The sequence below is a fragment of the Streptococcus sp. 9.1(2021) genome (assembly GCF_030466425.1).
Lineage (GTDB): Bacteria > Bacillota > Bacilli > Lactobacillales > Streptococcaceae > Streptococcus > Streptococcus wuxiensis.
In genome coordinates this window covers 1,088,976-1,108,648 of sequence record NZ_JAGQFU010000001.1, presented here as the reverse complement: position 1 = coordinate 1,108,648, position 19,673 = coordinate 1,088,976, and the positions used below count along the sequence as shown (strand labels likewise).

The window sequence follows — 19,673 nt, the reverse complement described above, 5'->3', positions numbered from 1 at the left end:
TCAAATCTGTAAGCGCATACATTTTCTTGTAAAAAAAATAAGCCTTGCAGAAAGATGTTTCCTTTGTTTTGTATAATCTTAATATAGCAAATAAATAGATTCAATGCAAGGTTTTTTAGGAAAAACTGAATTATTTTACCAAATTTTAGTTCTTTTTTAATTTTATTGAATTAAAAAAGATTAGAGCTGAAAAAGAATCTGAGTAATGCCCTACCCTTTTGAAAGCGTAAATCAAACTAGTCAGGCGTGGGACTTTATGGTATAATATAGAAGATTCAAAAAGAAACAGGAGAAATATTATGGACCTTATTTTAGCAATTGTCTTGATTGTTTTAGCTTTTCTAGGTGGAGCTCTTGGAGGAATGTACTTGGTGCGCAAGCAAATTGAAAAAGAATTTGCTGATAACCCACGTTTGAATGCAGAAGCAGTTCGTACTCTGTTGAGTGCAAATGGTCAAAAGCCAAGCGAAGCTAAGGTACAACAAGTGTACCACCAAATCATTCGCCAACAAAAAGCAGCCCTTGCTAACAATAAAAAGAAATAAATAGGAAAAGTCTGGGATGAAAATTCCAGACTTCTCACTATGTTCAACTGATATTTAAGGATAAGACTTTTTCCTTGCATTCTATTGATATTTGATTATGATTAAGAGGGAGATAGTCTGGAGTTTACCAGTCTGTCAGAAATTTCAGCGAGAAATGTAATGATAATGAACTATCAATCAGAAAAATAAGACTAGAAAGAAGACTGTATGGATAATCGACCAATTGGTTTTTTGGATTCGGGCGTTGGAGGCTTGACCGTTGTACGTGAGCTCATGCGCCAGCTTCCCCATGAAGAAATCGTCTATATTGGAGATTCGGCACGGGCACCTTACGGGCCTCGTCCTGCTGAGCAAATTCGTGAATATACTTGGCAGTTGGTCAACTTTCTTTTGACTAAGGATGTCAAGATGATTGTCATCGCCTGCAATACTGCAACAGCAGTTGTTTGGGAAGAAGTCAAAGCTAGGTTGGATATCCCTGTCCTCGGTGTCATTTTACCGGGCGCTTCAGCTGCTATCAAAGCAAGTCAGGGTGGGAGAATCGGTGTGATTGGAACACCGATGACAGTACAATCAGATATCTATCGTCAAAAAATTCATGACCTAGATCCAAATTTGCAAGTTGAAAGTTTGGCTTGCCCTAAATTCGCTCCTTTGGTTGAGTCAGGAGCACTTTCAACGAGCGTTACCAAGAAAGTGGTCTATGAAACCCTACGTCCCTTGGTTGGAAAAGTGGATAGCTTGATTTTGGGTTGTACCCATTATCCGCTTCTCAGACCCATTATCCAAAATGTAATGGGGCCTAAGGTCCAACTAATCGATAGTGGAGCGGAGTGTGTACGGGATATTTCTGTCTTACTCAATTATTTCGAGATTAATCGTGGCCGCGATGCAGGGCCTCTACAACACCGTTTTTATACGACTGCAAATAGCCATAGTTTTGCTCAGATTGGAGAGGAATGGCTAGAAAAAGAGATTCATGTGGAGCATGTAACATTATGACAAACAAAATTTATGAATACAAGGATGACCAGGACTGGTATATAGGTGTCTGGGACGTCTACGGTGGAATCTATAGCCTCATAAAAGATCCTCTTGATCTCGATTTTATGGATTTGGCTCGCATTTTCCGTGATGAGGAAAATGGTTTTCCAATCACGATTACGGTAATGCGCTGGTCTTCCAACTTCCGTTTACTCTCTTTTATCGTTGAGATTTTAAATGCAGAAGCCGGTCGAAATTTGGAAGTCATTCAACGCCAAGGTGCCTTGCTCTTAGTTGAAAATGGACAACTCTTGCATGTGGAATTACCTAAAGAAGGAGTCGATGTGGAAGCCTTCTTTGAAACTAGCAAAGTCAGAGAAACCTTGTTGATAGCGACTCGTAATGAAGGGAAGACCAAGGAATTTCGTGCTATCTTTGATAAACTTGGATATGATGTGGAGAATCTCAATGATTACCCAGAACTGCCTGAAGTTGCTGAAACTGGTATGACCTTTGAAGAAAATGCTCGCCTTAAGGCTGAAACCATCTCCAAATTGACAGGAAAGATGGTTCTAGCAGATGATTCTGGTCTTAAAGTCGATGTCCTCGGTGGATTGCCAGGCGTTTGGTCAGCTCGATTTGCAGGAGTGGGAGCCACTGACCAGGAAAACAATGCTAAACTCTTGCACGAATTAGCCATGGTCTTTGAACTCAAGGACCGTTCGGCACAATTCCACACCACTTTGGTTGTGGCTAGCCCAGGTAAGGAAAGCTTGGTGGTCGAAGCTGATTGGCCAGGCTACATTAACTTTGAACCTAAGGGTGAAAATGGTTTTGGCTATGATCCTCTTTTCCTAGTAGGAGAAACAGGCAAGTCATCAGCTGAATTAACCCTTGAAGAAAAAAATAGTCAATCTCACCGTGCCTTAGCCGTTAAGAAACTTTTGGAGGTATTTCCATCATGGCAAAGCAAACCATCATTGTAATGAGCGACTCCCATGGAGATAGCTTGATTGTAGAAGAAATACGTGATCGCTATCTTGGGAAAGTTGATGCCATTTTTCATGATGGTGACTCGGAGCTTCGCCCAGATTCACCACTCTGGGAAGGGATTCAGGTAGTTAGAGGAAATATGGATTTCTATTCAGATTATCCAGAACGCTTAGTGACTCAACTGGGTCCTACCAAGATTATCCAGACTCACGGACACTTATTTGACATTAACTTCAATTTCCAAAAACTAGATTTCTGGGCTCAAGAGGAAGATGCTGATATTTGTCTCTATGGTCACTTGCATGTGCCAAATGCTTGGATGGAAGGGAAGACACTCTTTCTAAATCCAGGTTCTATCAGTCAACCACGTGGAACCATCAGAGAATGTCTCTACGCTCGTGTGGAAATTGATGACAGCTATTTCAAAGTGGACTTTTTGACACGTAATCATGAGGTTTATCCTGGCTTATCCAAGGAGTTTGCTCGATGATTGCCAAAGAATTTGAACTCTTTTTGCTGGAGCAAGAGGAAACCTTTTTGACTTCTGCTGAAAATTTGGCTGTGCTCATTGATACTCACAATGCAGATCATGCAATTCTCCTCCTTAGCCAGATGACTTTTACACGAGTTCCAGTAGTGACTGCTGAGAAAAAATTTGTTGGGACCATAGGGCTTAGAGATATTTTTGCATACCAAATGGAGCAGGGTTTGAGTCAGGAAATCATGGCGGATATGGATATTGTTCACATGACAAAGAAGGATGTCGCGGTAGTTAATCCAGACTATACATTGACGGATGTATTGCACAAGCTAGTGGATGAGTCTTTCCTGCCAGTCGTTGATAAGGATGGTATTTTCCAAGGGATTATCACGCGGAAGTCAATCCTCAAGGCTGTCAATGCCCTCCTGCATGACTTTAGTAAGGAATATGAGATTCAAAGCAAATGAGAGAATGGATTTTAACATTTTTAGAAGAAAAGCAAAATCTATCTAGTAATTCTAAACAGTCTTATAAATATGACTTGGAGCAGTTTTTAGATCTTATTGGAGGACGAATTTCTGAGACAAGTTTAAAAATCTACCAAGCTCAACTATCAAATTTTAAAATTAGTGCCCAAAAGCGTAAAGTTTCTGCTTGCAATCAATTTCTTTACTTTTTATATCAGAAAGGAAAGATTGGCACCTTTTATCGTTTAGAATTGCCGAAACAGGCTGAGAAAAAACAAGTTAAGTCAGAGCTTTTAGACTTGAGTTCTTTCTGGCAAGAAAGTACCTATCCAGAAGGGCGTTTAATAGCCTTATTGATAGTTGAATTGGGCCTCTTGCCTAGTGAAATTCTAGCCATAAAAATAAGTGATGTGAATCTAGATTTTCAAGTGTTGAGAATCAATAAAGCCTCTCAACAAAGAATCTTGAGTCTTCCCACAAAATTACTTGCAGAGTTAGAACCCTTGATGGGACAGACCTACCTCTTTGAAAAAACTGGTAAGCCATACTCTCGTCAGTGGGCCTTTCGTCAGTTAGAAGCCTTTCTAAAGGAAAAAGGCTTTGCAGATTTATCGGCTCAAGGGTTAAGGGAACAGTTTATACTGAGACAAATTGAAGAGAAGGTTGACTTGTACGAAATCGCCAAAAAATTGGGATTAAAAACAGTTATGACCTTAGAAAAATATAGATAATGGATATTAAATTAAAAGATTTTGAAGGGCCTTTGGACTTGCTCTTACACTTGGTTTCAAAGTATCAGATGGATATCTATGATGTACCGATTACAGAAGTTATTGAGCAGTATCTAGCCTACATATCAACCTTACAAGCCATGCGTTTAGAAGTAGCAGGTGAATATATGGTGATGGCTAGCCAACTGATGCTGATCAAAAGTCGTAAGCTCTTGCCAAAGGTTGCGGAAGTGTCTGATTTAGAGGATGACCTAGAGCAGGATCTTCTTTCTCAGATTGAAGAATACCGCAAGTTTAAACTTTTGGGAGAGCAGTTGGAAGTGAAACACCAAGAACGAGCTCAATATTACTCAAAAGCACCGACAGAGTTAATTTACGAAGATGCAGAACTCGTGCATGATAAGACCACGATCGATCTTTTCTTAGCCTTTTCAACTTTATTGACCAAGAAAAAGGAAGAATTCTCGAAAAACCATACAACCATTTTACGAGATGAGTATAAGATTGAGGATATGATGGTCATCGTTCGGGAAGCCTTGGTAGAAGGGCAACAACTATGTCTGCAGGATTTGTTTAAAGAAACCAAGGATTTACAAGAGGTCATTACACTTTTTTTAGCAACCTTGGAGTTGATTAAAACCCAAGAAATTCTCTTGATTCAAAAAGAGAGTTTTGGAGATATCTATCTCATGAAAAAGAATGAGGAAAATCAAGTAGAGCAAAGTCAGGCTTGATAGAGAGGAAGTATGAGTACTTTAGCAAAAATAGAAGCGCTCCTGTTTGTGTCAGGTGAAGATGGGATTAGGGCTCGTCAGTTAGCAGAACTCTTATCGTTACCACCAACAGGAATTCAGCAAAGCTTAGAAAAATTAGCCAAAAAGTATGAAAAAGACCAGGATTCTAGTTTGACCCTGATTGAGACAGGAGGTGCCTACAAATTGGTAACCAAGCCTCAATTTGCTGATATTTTAAAAGAATATTCTAAGGCGCCAATCAACCAGAGTCTATCTCGGGCTGCGCTTGAAACCTTGTCCATCATTGCTTATAAGCAACCTATCACACGTATAGAAATCGATGCTATTCGTGGGGTTAATTCGAGTGGGGCCTTAGCTAAGTTACAGGCCTTCGATTTGATACGAGAAGATGGAAAGAAAGAAGTTCTTGGTCGCCCTAATCTTTATGTAACTACGGATTATTTTCTAGATTACATGGGTATTAACCATTTGGAAGAATTGCCTGTGATTGATGAGCTTGAAATTCAAGCACAAGAAAGCCAATTATTTGGTGAAAGGATAGAAGAAGATGAGAATCAATAAGTATATTGCCCACGCAGGTGTGGCCAGTAGGAGAAAAGCAGAAGAGTTGATCAAGCAAGGATTGGTGACGGTTAACGGACAAGTGGTGCGTGAATTAGCAACGACTATCAAGTCAGGCGACAAGGTTGAAGTTGAAGGACAACCAATCTATAACGAAGAAAAGGTCTACTATCTGCTCAATAAACCACGCGGTGTGATTTCCAGTGTAACAGATGATAAGGGACGTAAGACGGTTGTCGATCTTTTGCCGAATGTGAAAGAGCGTATCTACCCTGTAGGTCGTTTGGACTGGGATACATCAGGTGTCTTGATTTTGACCAATGATGGTGACTTTACCGATGAGATGATTCACCCACGTAATGAAATCGACAAGGTCTACGTGGCGCGTGTAAAAGGGATTGCTAACAAGGAAAACCTCCGCCCCTTAACTCGTGGTCTTGAGATTGATGGTAAGAAAACCAAGCCAGCGGTTTATGAGATTCTTAAAGTAGACCCAGTCAAGAATCGTTCCGTGGTGCAGTTGACCATTCATGAAGGACGTAACCACCAGGTTAAAAAGATGTTTGAAGCTGTGGGCCTCCAAGTGGATAAGTTATCACGGACACGTTTTGGGCACCTAGACTTGACAGGTCTCCGTCCAGGAGAATCCCGTCGTCTTAACAAAAAAGAAATCAGCCAACTACATACCATGGCTGTAACAACTAATAAATAATGAAACGAATTTTAATTGCGCCTGTGCGCTTTTACCAACGCTTTATATCCCCAGCATTCCCACCTTCTTGTAGATTTGAGCCTACTTGTTCAAACTACATGATTCAGGCTATTGAAAAGCATGGACTTAAGGGGGTTCTGATGGGGTTGGCACGGATTTTACGATGTCATCCTTGGTCTGAAATAGGTAAGGACCCCGTACCAGATCACTTTTCTTTAAAGAGAAATTCAAAATAAAAAGAATCACAGTCGTGATTCTTTTTTGGTGTAGATAGATCTATAGATTGATGATTTTCACTACCCTTCTCCTATAAAAAGTGGTAAAATGGTTGAAAGAAAGAAGGGATAGAAATGACAACATTATTTTCTAAAATCAAAGAAGTAACAGAACTTTCTGCTATCTCAGGTCATGAAGCACCTGTACGCGCTTATCTTCGTGAGAAAATAACTCCTCACGTGGATGAAGTAGTAACAGATGGCCTAGGTGGTATTTTTGGTATCAAACACTCAGAAGCAGTCGATGCACCTCGTGTTTTGGTAGCATCTCACATGGATGAAGTTGGTTTTATGGTAAGTGAAATCAAACCAGATGGAACCTTCCGAGTAGTTGAAATCGGTGGTTGGAACCCGATGGTTGTCAGCAGCCAACGATTTAAACTCTTTACGCGCCAAGGACGTGAAATTCCAGTTATCTCAGGTTCAGTACCTCCACATTTGACTCGTGGAACAGGCGGACCAACCATGCCAGCTATTTCAGATATCGTCTTTGATGGTGGTTTTGCGGATAAGGCTGAGGCTGAAAGTTATGGTATCCGCCCAGGAGATACCATTGTTCCAGATAGTAGTGCAATCCTAACAGCTAACTCAAAAAATATCATCTCAAAAGCATGGGACAACCGCTACGGAGTTCTCATGGTTAGTGAGTTGGCAGAAAACTTGTCAGGCCAAAAACTAGGAAATGAACTTTATCTTGGGGCTAACGTCCAAGAGGAAGTCGGACTTCGTGGTGCTCATACCTCAACAACTAAATTTGATCCAGAAGTATTCCTTGCTGTGGATTGCTCGCCAGCTGGTGATGTTTATGGTGGTCAAGGTAAGATTGGCGATGGAACCTTGATTCGTTTCTACGATCCAGGTCACTTGCTTCTCCCAGGTATGAAGGATTTCCTTTTGACGACAGCTGAAGAAGCTGGTATCAAGTACCAATACTATTGTGGAAAAGGTGGAACTGACGCAGGTGCAGCTCATCTGAAAAATGGTGGTGTCCCATCAACAACAATCGGTGTTTGTGCCCGTTATATCCACTCTCACCAAACCCTTTATGCAATGGACGATTTCCTTGAAGCTCAAGCTTTCTTACAAGCTTTGGTTAAAAAATTGGATCGTTCTACAGTAGATTTAATCAAAAATTATTAAACAGAAATGATGGAGGTAATAGGGATGGAAGAACCAAACCTAGAAACCTTGATACGGGATCTTTACAATCATGCCCGTCAAAACCTGAGTGAGGATTTAGTGGCTGCGCTCCTAGAGACTGCTAAGCAATTGCCCAGCACCAATGAGCGCTTGCTTGCAGTCCGACTTTCAGGGCTAGTCACACTTGAACTACTCAAGAATCCTAGAACACCTTCGCCAGAGTTAGTCAATCTGGCCCGCTTTATCCAAAAGGAAGAAGCTAGGTACAAGGGCGCAGCTGCATCTTCCTTTATGATTGGAGAGCTATTTAAAATGCTTTGATTCGAAAGAATCAAAGCATTTTTTTCGTTTTAAATTTGTTCTGCCAAAACCTTTTCAGCAAGGTTCATAGCGTGGTCTGATACACGAGTGTAGTGTGAAATAATATCGATAAAGTTGACACCTGCTTGAGGAGAACATTCACCGTTATTTAGACGTTTGATGTGAGTCTTACGAAGGACACGTTCCATGTTGTTGATGTCTTCGTGTCGCTCGACAAGAGCTTGAGCTTTCTCGAGGTCGTTATTTTCCACACTCTCAAGAGCATCTTTGACGAAATCACTAGTTTTAAGATAAATCTCTGCTAGTTCTTCTAAGGCAGCCTCAGAGAATTGAACATTTTTACGTTGCAAGTAATCGTTGAGATTGATAAGAGCTTCAGCGTGGTCTCCGATACGTTCCAAGTCTCGTGAAGAGTCAAGGATATTTGTTAAGACTTCACTCTCTTTTTGGCTCAAAGCTTCACCAGATAAACTAATGAGGTAACGAGTCAATTTTTCATCAATGGTATTGATAGCTTCTTCAGTCTTATGTCCCTTTTCTGCAACTTTTTCATTAGAATTGATGATATAGTCGTAAGAGAGGTCAAAGGCTTTCGCAGCATAATTACCCAAGTGTAGAAGTTCTTTTTTAGCATTTCCAAGAGCGATAGATGGAGCTTGTTTGATCAGTTGCTCATCAAGGTAAAGTGGCTCGTATTTGACAACTTCGTCTTCTCCAGGGATAAGTTTGGTTACCAAGAAGGCAAGAGCTCCGATGAATGGAAACTGAATGATTGTATTGGTAATGTTGAAGGTTCCGTGGGCGAAGGCAATGGTCATTTCTGGAGCTAGATTTAAGAAGCTCTCAAACCATTGGATTAAGCCTGTAAATGGAACGAGGAAGATAATACAGATAACAGTCCCGATAACGTTAAAGGCCACATGGGCTGCCGCCACACGTTTGGCTGCAATATTAGCACCCAAAGAAGCGATAATAGCAGTGATAGTAGTTCCGATGTTATCTCCAAAGAGAACTGGTAGGGCACCCTGAAGGTCAATCAGATTGCTAGCGTAGAGATTTTGTAGAATCCCGATGGTCGCTGAGGAGGCTTGAATCAGAAGGGTTAAACCTGTTCCGACAAGAACACCCAAGATTGGATTTTTACTAAGTTCTACCATGTAGTCTTTAAAGACTTGTAAATCTTTAAGGGGTTCCATAGCGCCACTCATAAGATTGAGGGCAAAGAAGATACCACCGACACCAAAGACAATTCGTCCGATGTTATTGATAGTTCTATTTTTTGTGAAGAAGAGACAGACTGCTCCGAGAAAGAGCATAGGTAATGCGTAGTCTCCCAATTTAAAACCAATGATAAAGGATGTGACGGTTGTTCCAATATTGGCTCCCATAACAATCCCAATAGCCTGACGTAAAGTCAATAGTCCAGCGCTAACCAGACCAACTGTAATAACCGTAACACCTGAACTCGATTGAATCAGGGCAGTCATCCCAATTCCAACTAAAATTCCAAAGAAAGGATTGCTAGTATATTTGTCAATGTAATATCGAAGACGATCTCCAGCTGCTTGTTGCAAACCGTCCCCCATGGTTTTGATACTATATAAGAATAGTCCCAGGCCACCTAAAAAGTGAAATGCAATTTCCTGCCAATTAATGGACATTTTATTTTCCCTCCGAAAACTAATCGCGGAATTTCTCCCATTCTATTTTAAAGGATTCTAAGCAATCTAACAAGTAGTAAACACATTTTTTTAGAAAAATATCATGAAAATGTAAAAAAAGGTAATTGATTGTCTAATTTATATCATTTATTCACCCCTTTATAGATATTTTAGGATGACTGTTGACTCTACTTATAAATATCGTAAAATAAAAATGAACAGTTCTGCTATTTTAAGGGCAGTTACTTTTTTAAAACAAAAATAAAGCGCTTACTTTTTTGGAAGTGAAAGGAGAAAAAATGAAGAATCCATTTTTTGAGAAACGTTGCCGCTATAGTATTCGAAAATTATCAGTGGGTGCCTGCTCTTTGATGATTGGTTCGGTTTTATTTGCCAACCAAGCTCTAGCAGAAGAAGTTGCAATCCCAGCGAATGAAACAAGGACTACTGCTGTGGCTACAGAGCAAGCATCGCCTGCCACATCAGATCAACCAACTACAGCTTCACCTGAGGTATTAAAGCAGTTGGAAGAGACAGAAAACAAGGTTAGTGAACAACCTATTTCAGAAGAAAAACCAACCTTGGACCAATTGACTGCAGCTGATAAGGAAGTAGCTAGTCCGGTTGCTGAAGCGCCTAAGGCTGAAGCAGCACCTGTAGCTGCAGAAAATAAGGCTGAAGAAGCACCTGTAGCTACAGAAAATAAGGCTAAAGAAGCACCTGTGGCTACAGAAAATAAGGCTGAAGAGAAAGCAACTGTTTCAGATGTTCCTAAGAAAGAAGAAAAAAGTCTTCGACCAAAAGAAATTAAATTTGACACTTGGGAAGATTTGTTGAAATGGGAACCGGGTGCCCGTGAAGACGACGCTATTAATCGTTCTTCAGTTGAATTGGTTAAACGTTACCGTGGGCATGTAGTCAACGAAAAAGCCAATAAGGACGCCAAGGTTGAAGCTCTTGCCAATACCAACTCTAAGGCCAAAGATCACGCTTCTGTAGGTGGTGAAGAGTTTAAAGCCTATGCTTTTGACTACTGGCAATACTTGAATTCAATGGTCTTCTGGGAAGGACTCGTTCCAACTCCGGACGTGATTGATGCTGGTCACCGTAATGGTGTCCCTGTATTGGGTACACTCTTCTTCAACTGGTCTAATAGTATTGCAGACCAAGAAAAATTTGCTGAAGCCCTTAAACAAGACGAAGACGGAACTTTCCCTATCGCTCGTAAGTTAGTTGATTTGGCTAAATATTATGGATTTGATGGCTACTTTATCAACCAAGAAACTACGGGTGATATCGTAACGCCTCTTGGTAAGAAAATGCGTGACTTCATGCTCTATACCAAGGAATATGCAGCCCAAGTCAATCATCCAGTCAAATATTCTTGGTATGATGCCATGACCTATGAATATGGTCGTTATCATGAAGATGGTTTGGGTGAATACAATTACCAATTCATGGAAAAAGAGGGAGACAAGGTTCCTGCGGATCACTTCTTTGCCAACTTTAACTGGACCAAAGAGAAAAATGACTACTCTGTAACTATGGCCAAATGGCTTGGACGTAGTCAGTACGATGTCTTTGCAGGTTTGGAATTGCAACAAGGTGGTTCTTACAAGACAAAAGTGAAATGGGATGCCCTTTTTGATGAAAATGGCAAGCTCCGCTTATCACTTGGACTCTTTGCTCCAGATACAATTACTAGTCTTGGTAAGACAGGAGAAGACTATCACAAGAATGAAAACATCTTCTTTACAGGTTACCAAGGAGATCCAACTGGGCAAAAACCAGAGGACAAGGACTGGTACGGGATAGCCAACCTTGTAGCTGACCGTACACCAGCAGTGGGACGTACCTTTACAACATCCTTTAACACAGGACATGGTAAAAAATGGTTTGTAGACGGCAAAGTTTCCAAGGATTCTGAATGGAACTATCGTTCTGTATCAGGTATCTTGCCTACATGGCGCTGGTGGCAAACTTCATCAGGAGCTAAACTCCAAGCTGACTATGATTTTGAAGATGCTTACAATGGTGGAAACTCACTTAAGTTTGCGGGTGATTTAGCTGAAAATACAAATCAAGATGTTCGCCTTTACTCTACAAAACTGGAAGTAACAGATAAAACGAAACTTCGTGTCGCCCATAAAGGTGGTAAGGGAAGCAAGGTCTATGTAGAGTTTGCGACTCAGGAAAACTATACTTATGGCGGAGAGAATGCTCGTAAAGAGCTGACTCTAACTGACGATTGGACAAAAGACGAATTTGACTTGAGTGCCTTGGCAGGTCAGACTATTTACGGTATCAAGCTCACTTTTGAAAATACTGCTGCCCTTAAGGGCTATCAATTTAACTTGGGTGAGTTGACTGTAACAGATAATCAAGAGGCTCCTCAAGCACCAACAGCTCTCAAAGTAGCTAAACAATCCCTTAAAAATGCCCAAGAAGCAGAAGCCATTGTCCAATTTACTGGAAATAAAGATGCTGATTTCTATGAAGTTTATGAGAAGGATGGCGATGCTTGGCGCCTACTGACAGGTTCATCTGCAACTACGATCTACCTACCAAAAGTTAGCCGTTCAGCTAGTGCAACTGGTACTAGTCAGGAGTTGAAGGTTGTCGCAGTTGGGAAGAATGGCCTTCGTTCTGAAGCAGCAACTACAAACTTTGAGTGGGGGATGACTGTCCAAGACACAAGTCTTCCAAGACCATTAGCAGAAAATATCGTTCCAGGAGCGACTGTTATCGGAAGTACCTTCCCAGACACAGAAGGCGGCGAAGGTATCGAAGGTATGTTGAATGGAACTATCACTAGCTTATCTGATAAATGGTCTTCTGCTCAGTTGAGTGGTAGCGTTGATATTCGTTTGACCCAACCACGCCGTGTTGTTAGATGGGTCATGGACCACGCAGGAGCTGGTGGAGAGTCTGTCAACGATGGTTTGATGAATACTAAGGATTTTGACCTCTACTATAAGGATGAAGCTGGAGAATGGAAACTAGCCAAGGCTGTTCGTGGCAATAGAGCCCATGTTTCAGATATTACCCTTGATAGCCCAATTACAGCGCAAGACTGGCGTTTGCACGTTATTACATCTGACAATGGAACACCATGGAAAGCTATTCGTATCTACAACTGGAAGATGTATGAAACTCTTGATACGGAGAGCCAAAACATTCCAATGGCTAAAGTTGCAGCGCGTGTTCTGACAGACAATAAGATTCAACTTGGATTCTCAGAAGTTCCTGCTGGAGCAACCATTACAGTCTATGACAAGGCAGATTCACAAACTCCTATCGCTACTTTAAACACAGTAGTTGGAGGAGATTTGGCAACAGAACCATTGAGCTTTGAAAAACGTCCAAGCCTTCTTTACTATCGTACACAATTGCCAGGTAAAGAAATCAGTAATACTCTTGCTGTAACGATTCCTCAGGATGAAAGAAAGATTAAGGCTATCAGTCTAGAAGCAACACCTAAAAAGACGACTTACCAAGATGGCGAGGAATTGAATCTCAAAGGTGGTCTTCTCCGTGTCAAATATGAGGGAGAAGAAGCAGATGAAGTCATCAACCTCAGTCATGCAGGTGTAGTTGTTAACGGCTATGATGCTCACCATCATGGTGAACAAGAGTTAACAGTAACCTATCTTGGTCTTCCAGTTGCAGGAAGCTTCAAGGTTCAAGTGACTGGTGAAGAAGCTGGTCCAAAAGAAGTCGCAGCCCTGTATATTAGTAAACAACCGAAGATTGATTACTTTGTAGGCGATGCTCTTGATTTATCAGAAGGACGCTTCAAGGTCTTGTATGATGATGAAACTGAGACAGAACATAGCTTTACAGACCAAGGAGTCGAAATTACAGGCTATGATCCTCAAAAGACAGGCCGTCAAAAACTTGAGTTGCACTATCAAGGACAAACTGTCGAATTTGATGTTCTAGTATCACCTAAGGCAGCCATTAACGACGAATATCTGAAACAAGAAATCACATCTGCTCAAGGACGCAAAGAAACATTAGCTTATACATTTGCGGATGCAGCAAAACAAGCAGCTCTTGTTGAGAAGCTTGATGCAGCAAAAGCCATCTTAGAAAACCATGATGCTAGTCAAGAAGCAGTCAACCAAGCCTTGAATGACTTGAAACAAGCTGGTGCAGACTTGGATGGAAATCAACGTTATCAAACTGCTAGAGAAGAATTGGAAAGCTTGCTTGAATCCGTTCTTAAAAAAGATCCTCAATCTGAGTTGATTGCGCAAGCTGAAGTTTTATTATCTTCACAAACGCCAACTCCAGCAGCATTTGCGGACATGAAAGAAAAGCTGAATAAGAAACTAGCTCCTGCAGAAGAAAGCCACCATGTAGGTAGCTTAGAAGAAGGGGAATCTGCTCCAACAGTTGAAACTCTACCTGAGCTAGTGGTTGAAACAGAAACTCAAGCCTTCGAACGCCAAGAACGTCCGTCAGGAGACCTATTGGCGGGTGAACGTAGAATCGTTCAGGCAGGTGTAGAAGGTCAAACTCGTCGTCTGATTGAAGTGGATGCTAAAGGCAACCGCACGCTTCTTGAGACAGAAGTAGTCAAGGAAGCAGTGGCTGAGATTACTGAAGTTGGTACCAAGGTAGAAAGTCGTGTTCAACCGCTAGACGGAGTCAAAGATTTGACTATCAGCAATCCAACATTAGTAGTTGAAGAAGAAAAAGTTGCATACGCCCATGAAGAACGAGTAAATCCTAGCCTTCAAGCAGGAGAACGTAGAATCGTTCAGGCAGGTGTAGAAGGTCAGACTCGTCGTCTGATTGAAGTTGATGCCAAAGGCAACCGCACGCTTCTTGAGACAGAAGTAGTCAAGGAAGCAGTGGCTGAGATTACTGAAGTTGGTACCAAGGTAGAAAGCCGTGTTCAACCACTAGACGGAGTCAAAGATTTGACCATTAGCAATCCAGCATTAGTGGTTGAGGAAGAAAAGGTTGCATACGGCCATGAAGAACGAGTAAATCCTAGTCTTAAAGCAGGAGAACGCCACTTGGTTCAAGCAGGAGTTGAAGGACTTCGTCGAAATCTTGTAGAAGTTGATACTGAAGGCAACCGCAGTCTTAAGGGAACAGAGCTTATCAAAGAAACTGTTACTGAGATTGTTGAGATTGGGCCAAAAGTGGATGTCCAAGATGAAAAACCTCTTGCACCTGCTCCAGTAGCACAAGCAGCTAAGCAGGAACCAGCAAAAGCAGAAGCACAAGCTGAAAAACCTGAAGGAAAACAACTTCCAAGTACGGGTGAAGGAGTAGATGCAAATCTCCTTGCCCTTGGATTGGTTGGAGTCCTAGGTGGTTTTGGACTACTCGCTCAAAAGAAAAAAGAAGATTAAGTTGAACTTCTAAATTACCGTCTGACAAGATAATAGTAATAAAAGGCAAGAGCTATTTTTGGCTCCTGCCTTTTTGCATTCTTAGAATGTTTATGTTAAGATTTTTATTATTTCATAAGAATTGTTGTAGTGAGATATCTGCATGTTTTGCTTCGAAGATTGATTATGTATGTAGAGTTTTAAAAGCTATTTATCGTTAATTCCATCAAGAATTGGTTTGGGAATAAGAAAGGAAAAAGAAGATGAAATTATTAAAAGTAGTAATTGCTGTAATCATTGTAGTAGTGAGCATTGGCTTAGTAGTATTTATAGGAGCGAGTATGTATGCTGTTACTACGATTAATTTGCTATCTAACTCAGTCTATTATGCACAACGGATGCCTCATAAGGAGGGAACAGAACCCGACTTAGTCATGTTGATTGAAAATATGGGTTCGATTTATACCCCGAAAATTGAGGGTATTCGCTATGATGATGATGGAGCGAATTTTATCGAAAATTCTATCGATTCAAGTGATTGTCCTACAAATTTTGGTGAGTTTGATGGAGGTTATCACTACAGTGATAAAAACGATGTGTCCTATAAGTTTAATAAGAATTTTGAGCTTGAGTGGGCTCTCGACAAAGATTATAAAAAAATTGATCTTGCAACAATTGATGAAACAAAGATAAAAGGAGAGATTAGAGAGACCCTTAAACCCATACTTGATGTACAGAGTAAACCCCTCATCAATCTGCAGTGGTTATTTAATAAAAAGTATCAAGACAGGTTTAATTAGAGAGGAAAATGGATAAAGGTTTTGTTTGATAAACAAAGTTAATGTCAATTTTGCCAGATGGAATAGAGAGCAAGAAAAGTTTAAGGTTTTGCTATCTCTTTTATTGATTTTGTGATATAATTAACACGTAAAAAAAAAGAAGGAGTCATATCTAATGGCAAAATTGACTGTTAAAGACGTTGACTTGAAAGGGAAAAAAGTTCTCGTTCGTGTTGACTTCAACGTACCTGTAAAAGATGGCGTGATCACTAACGATAACCGTATCACTGCAGCTCTTCCAACTATCAAGTACATCCTTGAACAAGGTGGACGTGCAATCCTCTTCTCACACCTTGGACGTGTGAAAGAAGAAGCAGACAAAGAAGGTAAATCACTTGCTCCTGTAGCTGCTGACTTGGCTGCTAAATTGGGTCAAGAAGTTACATTCCTTCCAGGTGTTACTCGTGGTGCTGAATTGGAAGCAGCGATTAACGCTCTTGAAGATGGACAAGTTCTCTTGGTTGAAAACACTCGTTACGAAGATGTTGACGGCAAGAAAGAATCTAAAAACGATCCTGAACTTGGTAAATACTGGGCATCACTTGGAGATGGTATCTTCGTAAACGATGCATTCGGTACAGCTCACCGTGCACACGCATCTAACGTAGGTATCTCAGCAAACGTTGAAAAAGCAGTTGCTGGATTCCTTCTTGAAAACGAAATTGCTTACATCCAAGAAGCTGTTGAAGCTCCAGAACGTCCATTCGTGGCTATCCTTGGTGGTTCAAAAGTTTCAGACAAGATCGGTGTTATCGAAAACTTGCTTGAAAAAGCTGATAAAGTCCTTATCGGTGGTGGGATGACTTACACATTCTATAAAGCTCAAGGTATCGAAATCGGTAACTCACTTGTAGAAGAAGACAAATTGGATGTTGCGAAATCTCTTCTTGAAAAATCAAACGGAAAATTGATCTTGCCAGTTGACTCAAAAGAAGCAAACGCATTTGCTGACTACACTGAAGTTAAAGACACTGAAGGTGAAGCAGTAGACCCAGGATTCCTTGGTTTGGATATCGGTCCTAAATCTATCGCTAAATTTGACGAAGCTTTGACTGGTGCTAAAACAGTTGTATGGAACGGACCAATGGGTGTATTTGAAAACCCTGACTTCCAAGCTGGTACAATCGGTGTAATGGACGCTATCGTGAAACAACCAGGCGTTAAATCAATCATCGGTGGTGGTGACTCAGCTGCCGCAGCTATCAACCTTGGTCGTGCAGACAAGTTCTCTTGGATCTCTACTGGTGGTGGAGCTTCAATGGAACTTCTTGAAGGTAAAGTTCTTCCAGGACTTGCAGCTTTGACTGAAAAATAAGAATATAAAAAAGGAGGCTGGGACAAAAGTCCTAGCCTCTCAATTGTCTTTGGATTTTCGAGCAGGACGCAGTGGTTGAGTGGGCTCTACTACGCTGATTTCATTAGTTTTTACAACCCTACTCAACTGTGCGGAGGTGGGACGACGAAATCGAATTCTAACGAATTACCGATTTCTGTCCCACACTTTTTTTTTGCGCTCTTTTAAAGTTTGAGAGTAGCGAGGGATAATTGGACAGAATCCAAAAAAAACAGTAAAATAGAGGAATACCAATCTAAATGAAATTTGAGTGATAATCGTGGAAAAAAGAGACAATCATACAAAAACAGCTATTTGCGGTATTATCAATGTCACCCCAGATTCTTTCTCTGATGGGGGCCAATTTTTTGCTATTGAAGAAGCCTTAAAACAAGCTCGAAAATTGATTGCTGAAGGTGCCACTATTTTAGATATTGGTGGAGAGTCTACTCGACCTGGAAGTAGCTATGTTGAGATTGAAGAGGAAATCCAACGTGTGGTTCCAGTCATTAAGGCTATCCGTCAAGAAAGTGATGTTCTGATTTCGGTAGACACTTGGAAAAGTCAAGTTGCAGAAGCAGCTCTAAAGGCTGGGGCCCATATAGTCAATGACATTACAGGTCTTATGGGGGATGAGAAGATGGCGGAAGTGGTTGCTAAAGCTGGAGCTCAGGTAGTCATCATGTTTAATCCAGTCATGGCACGCCCTCAGCACCCTAGTTCACTTATCTTTCCTCATTTTGGCTTTGGAGAGCCTTTTACAAAGGAAGACCTAGATGAGTTTGAAAAACTACCAGTAGAAGAATTGATGACAGCTTTCTTTGACCGTGCTCTAGTAAGAGCGGAAAAATCAGGAATTTCGAAAGAAAATATCATGCTGGATCCTGGGATTGGCTTTGGATTGACCAAAAAGGAAAATCTGCTACTTCTACGTGACCTTGATAAATTACACGAGATGGGCTATCCTATCTTTTTAGGAGTCTCTCGCAAGCGCTTTGTCATCAATATTCTGGAAGAAAATGGTTTTGAAGTAAACCCAGAAACTGAAGCAGGCTTCCGAAATCGTGATACTGCTTCAGCTCATGTGACCAGTATCGCTGCTAGACAGGGTGTAGAAGTGGTGCGTGTACACGATGTAGCCAGCCACAAGATGGCAGTCGAGATCGCGTCTGCTATTCGTCTGGCAGATGATGCGGAAAATTTAAACTTGAAACAGTATAAATAAGATGAATAAAAATGAAACGAATCAGTGGATAGCTAACTATCGGACAGACCAACCGCATTTTGGTTTGGAAAGGATGGTGAAGCTGTTAGCCCTACGTGGCAATCCCCATCTGAAACTCAAGGTTATCCATATCGGAGGAACCAATGGTAAGGGATCTACTATAGCCTTTTTGAAGAACATGTTGGTAAAGATGGGGCTAAGAGTTGGAGTCTTTAGCTCACCCTATCTGATTCATTATACCGATCAGATTGCCATTAATGAGGAATCTATCCCAGAAGCAAGATTAGAGACCTTGATGGTAGACTATCGCTCACTACTTGAGGGGGAACATGCTCATGATTTGCAGGGAACGACAGAGTTTGAGATTATCACTGCTATAGCCTATGATTATTTTGCTTCTGAGCAAGTCGATGTGGCCATTATGGAAGTAGGTATGGGCGGACTTTTGGATAGCACCAATGTTTGTCAGCCTATCTTAACAGGTATTACGACCATTGGCCTGGATCACGTAGCTTTACTAGGGGATAGCTTGGAAGCTATCGCGGAGCAGAAAGCTGGAATTATCAAACAAGGAGTTCCCTTGGTAACAGGAAATATTGTCCCAGCAGCCTTAGCAGTTATCAACCAAATCGCGAAAGCGAAAGAGGCTCCTAGGCTTGTTTATGGGGAAGATTATCAAGTCAGTCATCAAGGGAGTGTGGGGACGGGAGAAGTCTTTGACTATACAAGTCCGATTAGACAAGGTCGCTTTCAAACAGGATTGCTGGGTTTGCACCAGGTAGAGAATGCTGGGATGGCACTAGCTTTACTAGATAGGTACTGCCAGGAGAGTGGACGAGAATTACCAGAAAATGACTTGTTGGCTCAGGCCTTAGAAGAAACAAGTTGGCCAGGACGCTTTGAAGTTGTTTGTAGAGAACCCTTAATGATTTTAGATGGGGCCCATAATCCCCATGCTGTCAAGGCTTTGGTAGAAACATTGCAAGAACGATTTGCTGATTATCACAAGGAAATACTTTTTACATGTATCAAAACCAAGGCCTTGGAGGATATGTTAGACTTGTTAGAAACTTTGCCAGATACTGAGCTGACATTGACTCACTTTGATGACGGTCGAGCGACAGACGAAGAAGTACTAAAAAAAGTAGCTTATTCTAGAAATCTCAACTATCAAAGTTGGCAGGAATTTCTAGACCAAAAAATGACAGAAAATGAAGAGAAAAAAACAGTTAGGATAGTAACGGGCTCCTTGTATTTCTTGAGCCAGGTGAGAGCCTATCTAATGGAGAGGAAAAACTAGAA

18 protein-coding genes are annotated in these 19,673 nt (G+C 41.2%); 17 read left to right on the top strand and 1 reads right to left on the bottom strand.

All coding sequences use genetic code 11. From position 1 onward, the window contains the following. Nucleotides 1–299: 299 nt before the first annotated feature. The 12 genes from KBU52_RS05380 to KBU52_RS05325 all read left to right on the top strand — a co-directional run bounded on the left by KBU52_RS05380 (nucleotide 300) and on the right by KBU52_RS05325 (nucleotide 7,965). On the top strand, nucleotides 300–545 hold the full coding sequence (locus KBU52_RS05380) for a YneF family protein (protein ID WP_004251708.1): 246 nt from the start codon (nucleotides 300–302) through the stop codon (nucleotides 543–545). 207 nt (nucleotides 546–752) lie between these two features. Continuing rightward, the gene (gene racE, locus KBU52_RS05375; RefSeq protein WP_254724569.1) at nucleotides 753–1,547 is read left to right on the top strand and encodes a glutamate racemase; all 795 of its coding nucleotides are present in this window, start codon (nucleotides 753–755) and stop codon (nucleotides 1,545–1,547) included. Then, nucleotides 1,544–2,515, top strand: a complete 972-nt coding sequence (locus KBU52_RS05370) for a nucleoside-triphosphate diphosphatase (RefSeq protein WP_254724568.1) — start codon at nucleotides 1,544–1,546, stop codon at nucleotides 2,513–2,515. Before racE ends, KBU52_RS05370 begins: the two co-directional genes overlap by 4 nt. Continuing rightward, nucleotides 2,491–3,012 (top strand): metallophosphoesterase, encoded by a 522-nt coding sequence (locus KBU52_RS05365; RefSeq protein ID WP_004251713.1) that lies wholly within the window; start codon nucleotides 2,491–2,493, stop codon nucleotides 3,010–3,012. The genes KBU52_RS05370 and KBU52_RS05365 overlap by 25 nt, the downstream gene beginning before the upstream one ends. Continuing rightward, a complete protein-coding gene (gene cbpB, locus KBU52_RS05360) occupies nucleotides 3,009–3,470 on the top strand; it encodes a cyclic-di-AMP-binding protein CbpB (protein ID WP_254724567.1) in 462 nt (153 codons plus the stop codon). The genes KBU52_RS05365 and cbpB overlap by 4 nt, the downstream gene beginning before the upstream one ends. After that, complete coding sequence (gene xerD / locus KBU52_RS05355) at nucleotides 3,467–4,201, top strand: site-specific tyrosine recombinase XerD (protein ID WP_006147858.1); 735 nt, start codon at nucleotides 3,467–3,469, stop codon at nucleotides 4,199–4,201. Before cbpB ends, xerD begins: the two co-directional genes overlap by 4 nt. Further along, entirely contained in the window at nucleotides 4,201–4,935 is a 735-nt protein-coding gene (locus tag KBU52_RS05350; protein ID WP_254724566.1) for a segregation/condensation protein A, read from the top strand. Before xerD ends, KBU52_RS05350 begins: the two co-directional genes overlap by 1 nt. A gap of 12 nt (nucleotides 4,936–4,947) precedes the next feature. After that, a complete protein-coding gene (scpB, locus tag KBU52_RS05345) occupies nucleotides 4,948–5,517 on the top strand; it encodes an SMC-Scp complex subunit ScpB (RefSeq protein ID WP_254724565.1) in 570 nt (189 codons plus the stop codon). After that, nucleotides 5,504–6,229: a pseudouridine synthase gene (locus KBU52_RS05340; RefSeq protein ID WP_004251725.1), complete on the top strand. Its 726-nt coding sequence runs from the start codon at nucleotides 5,504–5,506 to the stop codon at nucleotides 6,227–6,229. The genes scpB and KBU52_RS05340 overlap by 14 nt, the downstream gene beginning before the upstream one ends. Next, nucleotides 6,229–6,465 (top strand): membrane protein insertion efficiency factor YidD, encoded by a 237-nt coding sequence (gene yidD / locus KBU52_RS05335; protein WP_223333750.1) that lies wholly within the window; start codon nucleotides 6,229–6,231, stop codon nucleotides 6,463–6,465. The genes KBU52_RS05340 and yidD overlap by 1 nt, the downstream gene beginning before the upstream one ends. 114 nt (nucleotides 6,466–6,579) lie before the next feature. Continuing rightward, nucleotides 6,580–7,644 (top strand): glutamyl aminopeptidase, encoded by a 1,065-nt coding sequence (gene pepA / locus KBU52_RS05330; protein WP_254724564.1) that lies wholly within the window; start codon nucleotides 6,580–6,582, stop codon nucleotides 7,642–7,644. A 24-nt stretch (nucleotides 7,645–7,668) separates the two neighbouring features. Next, nucleotides 7,669–7,965 carry a bacteriocin immunity protein gene (locus KBU52_RS05325; RefSeq protein WP_254724563.1) on the top strand — a complete coding sequence of 99 codons (297 nt, stop codon included), beginning with the start codon at nucleotides 7,669–7,671 and terminating at the stop codon, nucleotides 7,963–7,965. 29 nt (nucleotides 7,966–7,994) lie between these two features. On the opposite strand, the gene KBU52_RS05320 is transcribed toward KBU52_RS05325, so the two are convergent. Continuing rightward, nucleotides 7,995–9,626, bottom strand: a complete 1,632-nt coding sequence (locus tag KBU52_RS05320; RefSeq protein ID WP_254724562.1) for a Na/Pi cotransporter family protein — start codon at nucleotides 9,624–9,626, stop codon at nucleotides 7,995–7,997. A 299-nt stretch (nucleotides 9,627–9,925) separates the two neighbouring features. On the opposite strand from KBU52_RS05320, the gene KBU52_RS05315 reads away from it, so the two are divergent. The 5 genes from KBU52_RS05315 to KBU52_RS05295 all read left to right on the top strand — a co-directional run bounded on the left by KBU52_RS05315 (nucleotide 9,926) and on the right by KBU52_RS05295 (nucleotide 19,671). Then, nucleotides 9,926–14,995 carry a G5 domain-containing protein gene (locus KBU52_RS05315; RefSeq protein WP_254724561.1) on the top strand — a complete coding sequence of 1,690 codons (5,070 nt, stop codon included), beginning with the start codon at nucleotides 9,926–9,928 and terminating at the stop codon, nucleotides 14,993–14,995. Between the two features lie 242 nt (nucleotides 14,996–15,237). Then, nucleotides 15,238–15,774, top strand: coding sequence for a hypothetical protein (locus KBU52_RS05310; RefSeq protein ID WP_254724560.1), 537 nt, complete (start codon nucleotides 15,238–15,240; stop codon nucleotides 15,772–15,774). 154 nt (nucleotides 15,775–15,928) lie between these two features. Beyond that, nucleotides 15,929–17,128 (top strand): phosphoglycerate kinase, encoded by a 1,200-nt coding sequence (gene pgk / locus KBU52_RS05305; protein ID WP_036751902.1) that lies wholly within the window; start codon nucleotides 15,929–15,931, stop codon nucleotides 17,126–17,128. A 298-nt stretch (nucleotides 17,129–17,426) separates the two neighbouring features. Beyond that, nucleotides 17,427–18,371, top strand: a complete 945-nt coding sequence (folP, locus tag KBU52_RS05300; RefSeq protein ID WP_254724559.1) for a dihydropteroate synthase — start codon at nucleotides 17,427–17,429, stop codon at nucleotides 18,369–18,371. A gap of 1 nt (nucleotide 18,372) precedes the next feature. Continuing rightward, complete coding sequence (locus KBU52_RS05295) at nucleotides 18,373–19,671, top strand: folylpolyglutamate synthase/dihydrofolate synthase family protein (RefSeq protein ID WP_254724558.1); 1,299 nt, start codon at nucleotides 18,373–18,375, stop codon at nucleotides 19,669–19,671. Nucleotides 19,672–19,673 lie beyond the last annotated feature (2 nt).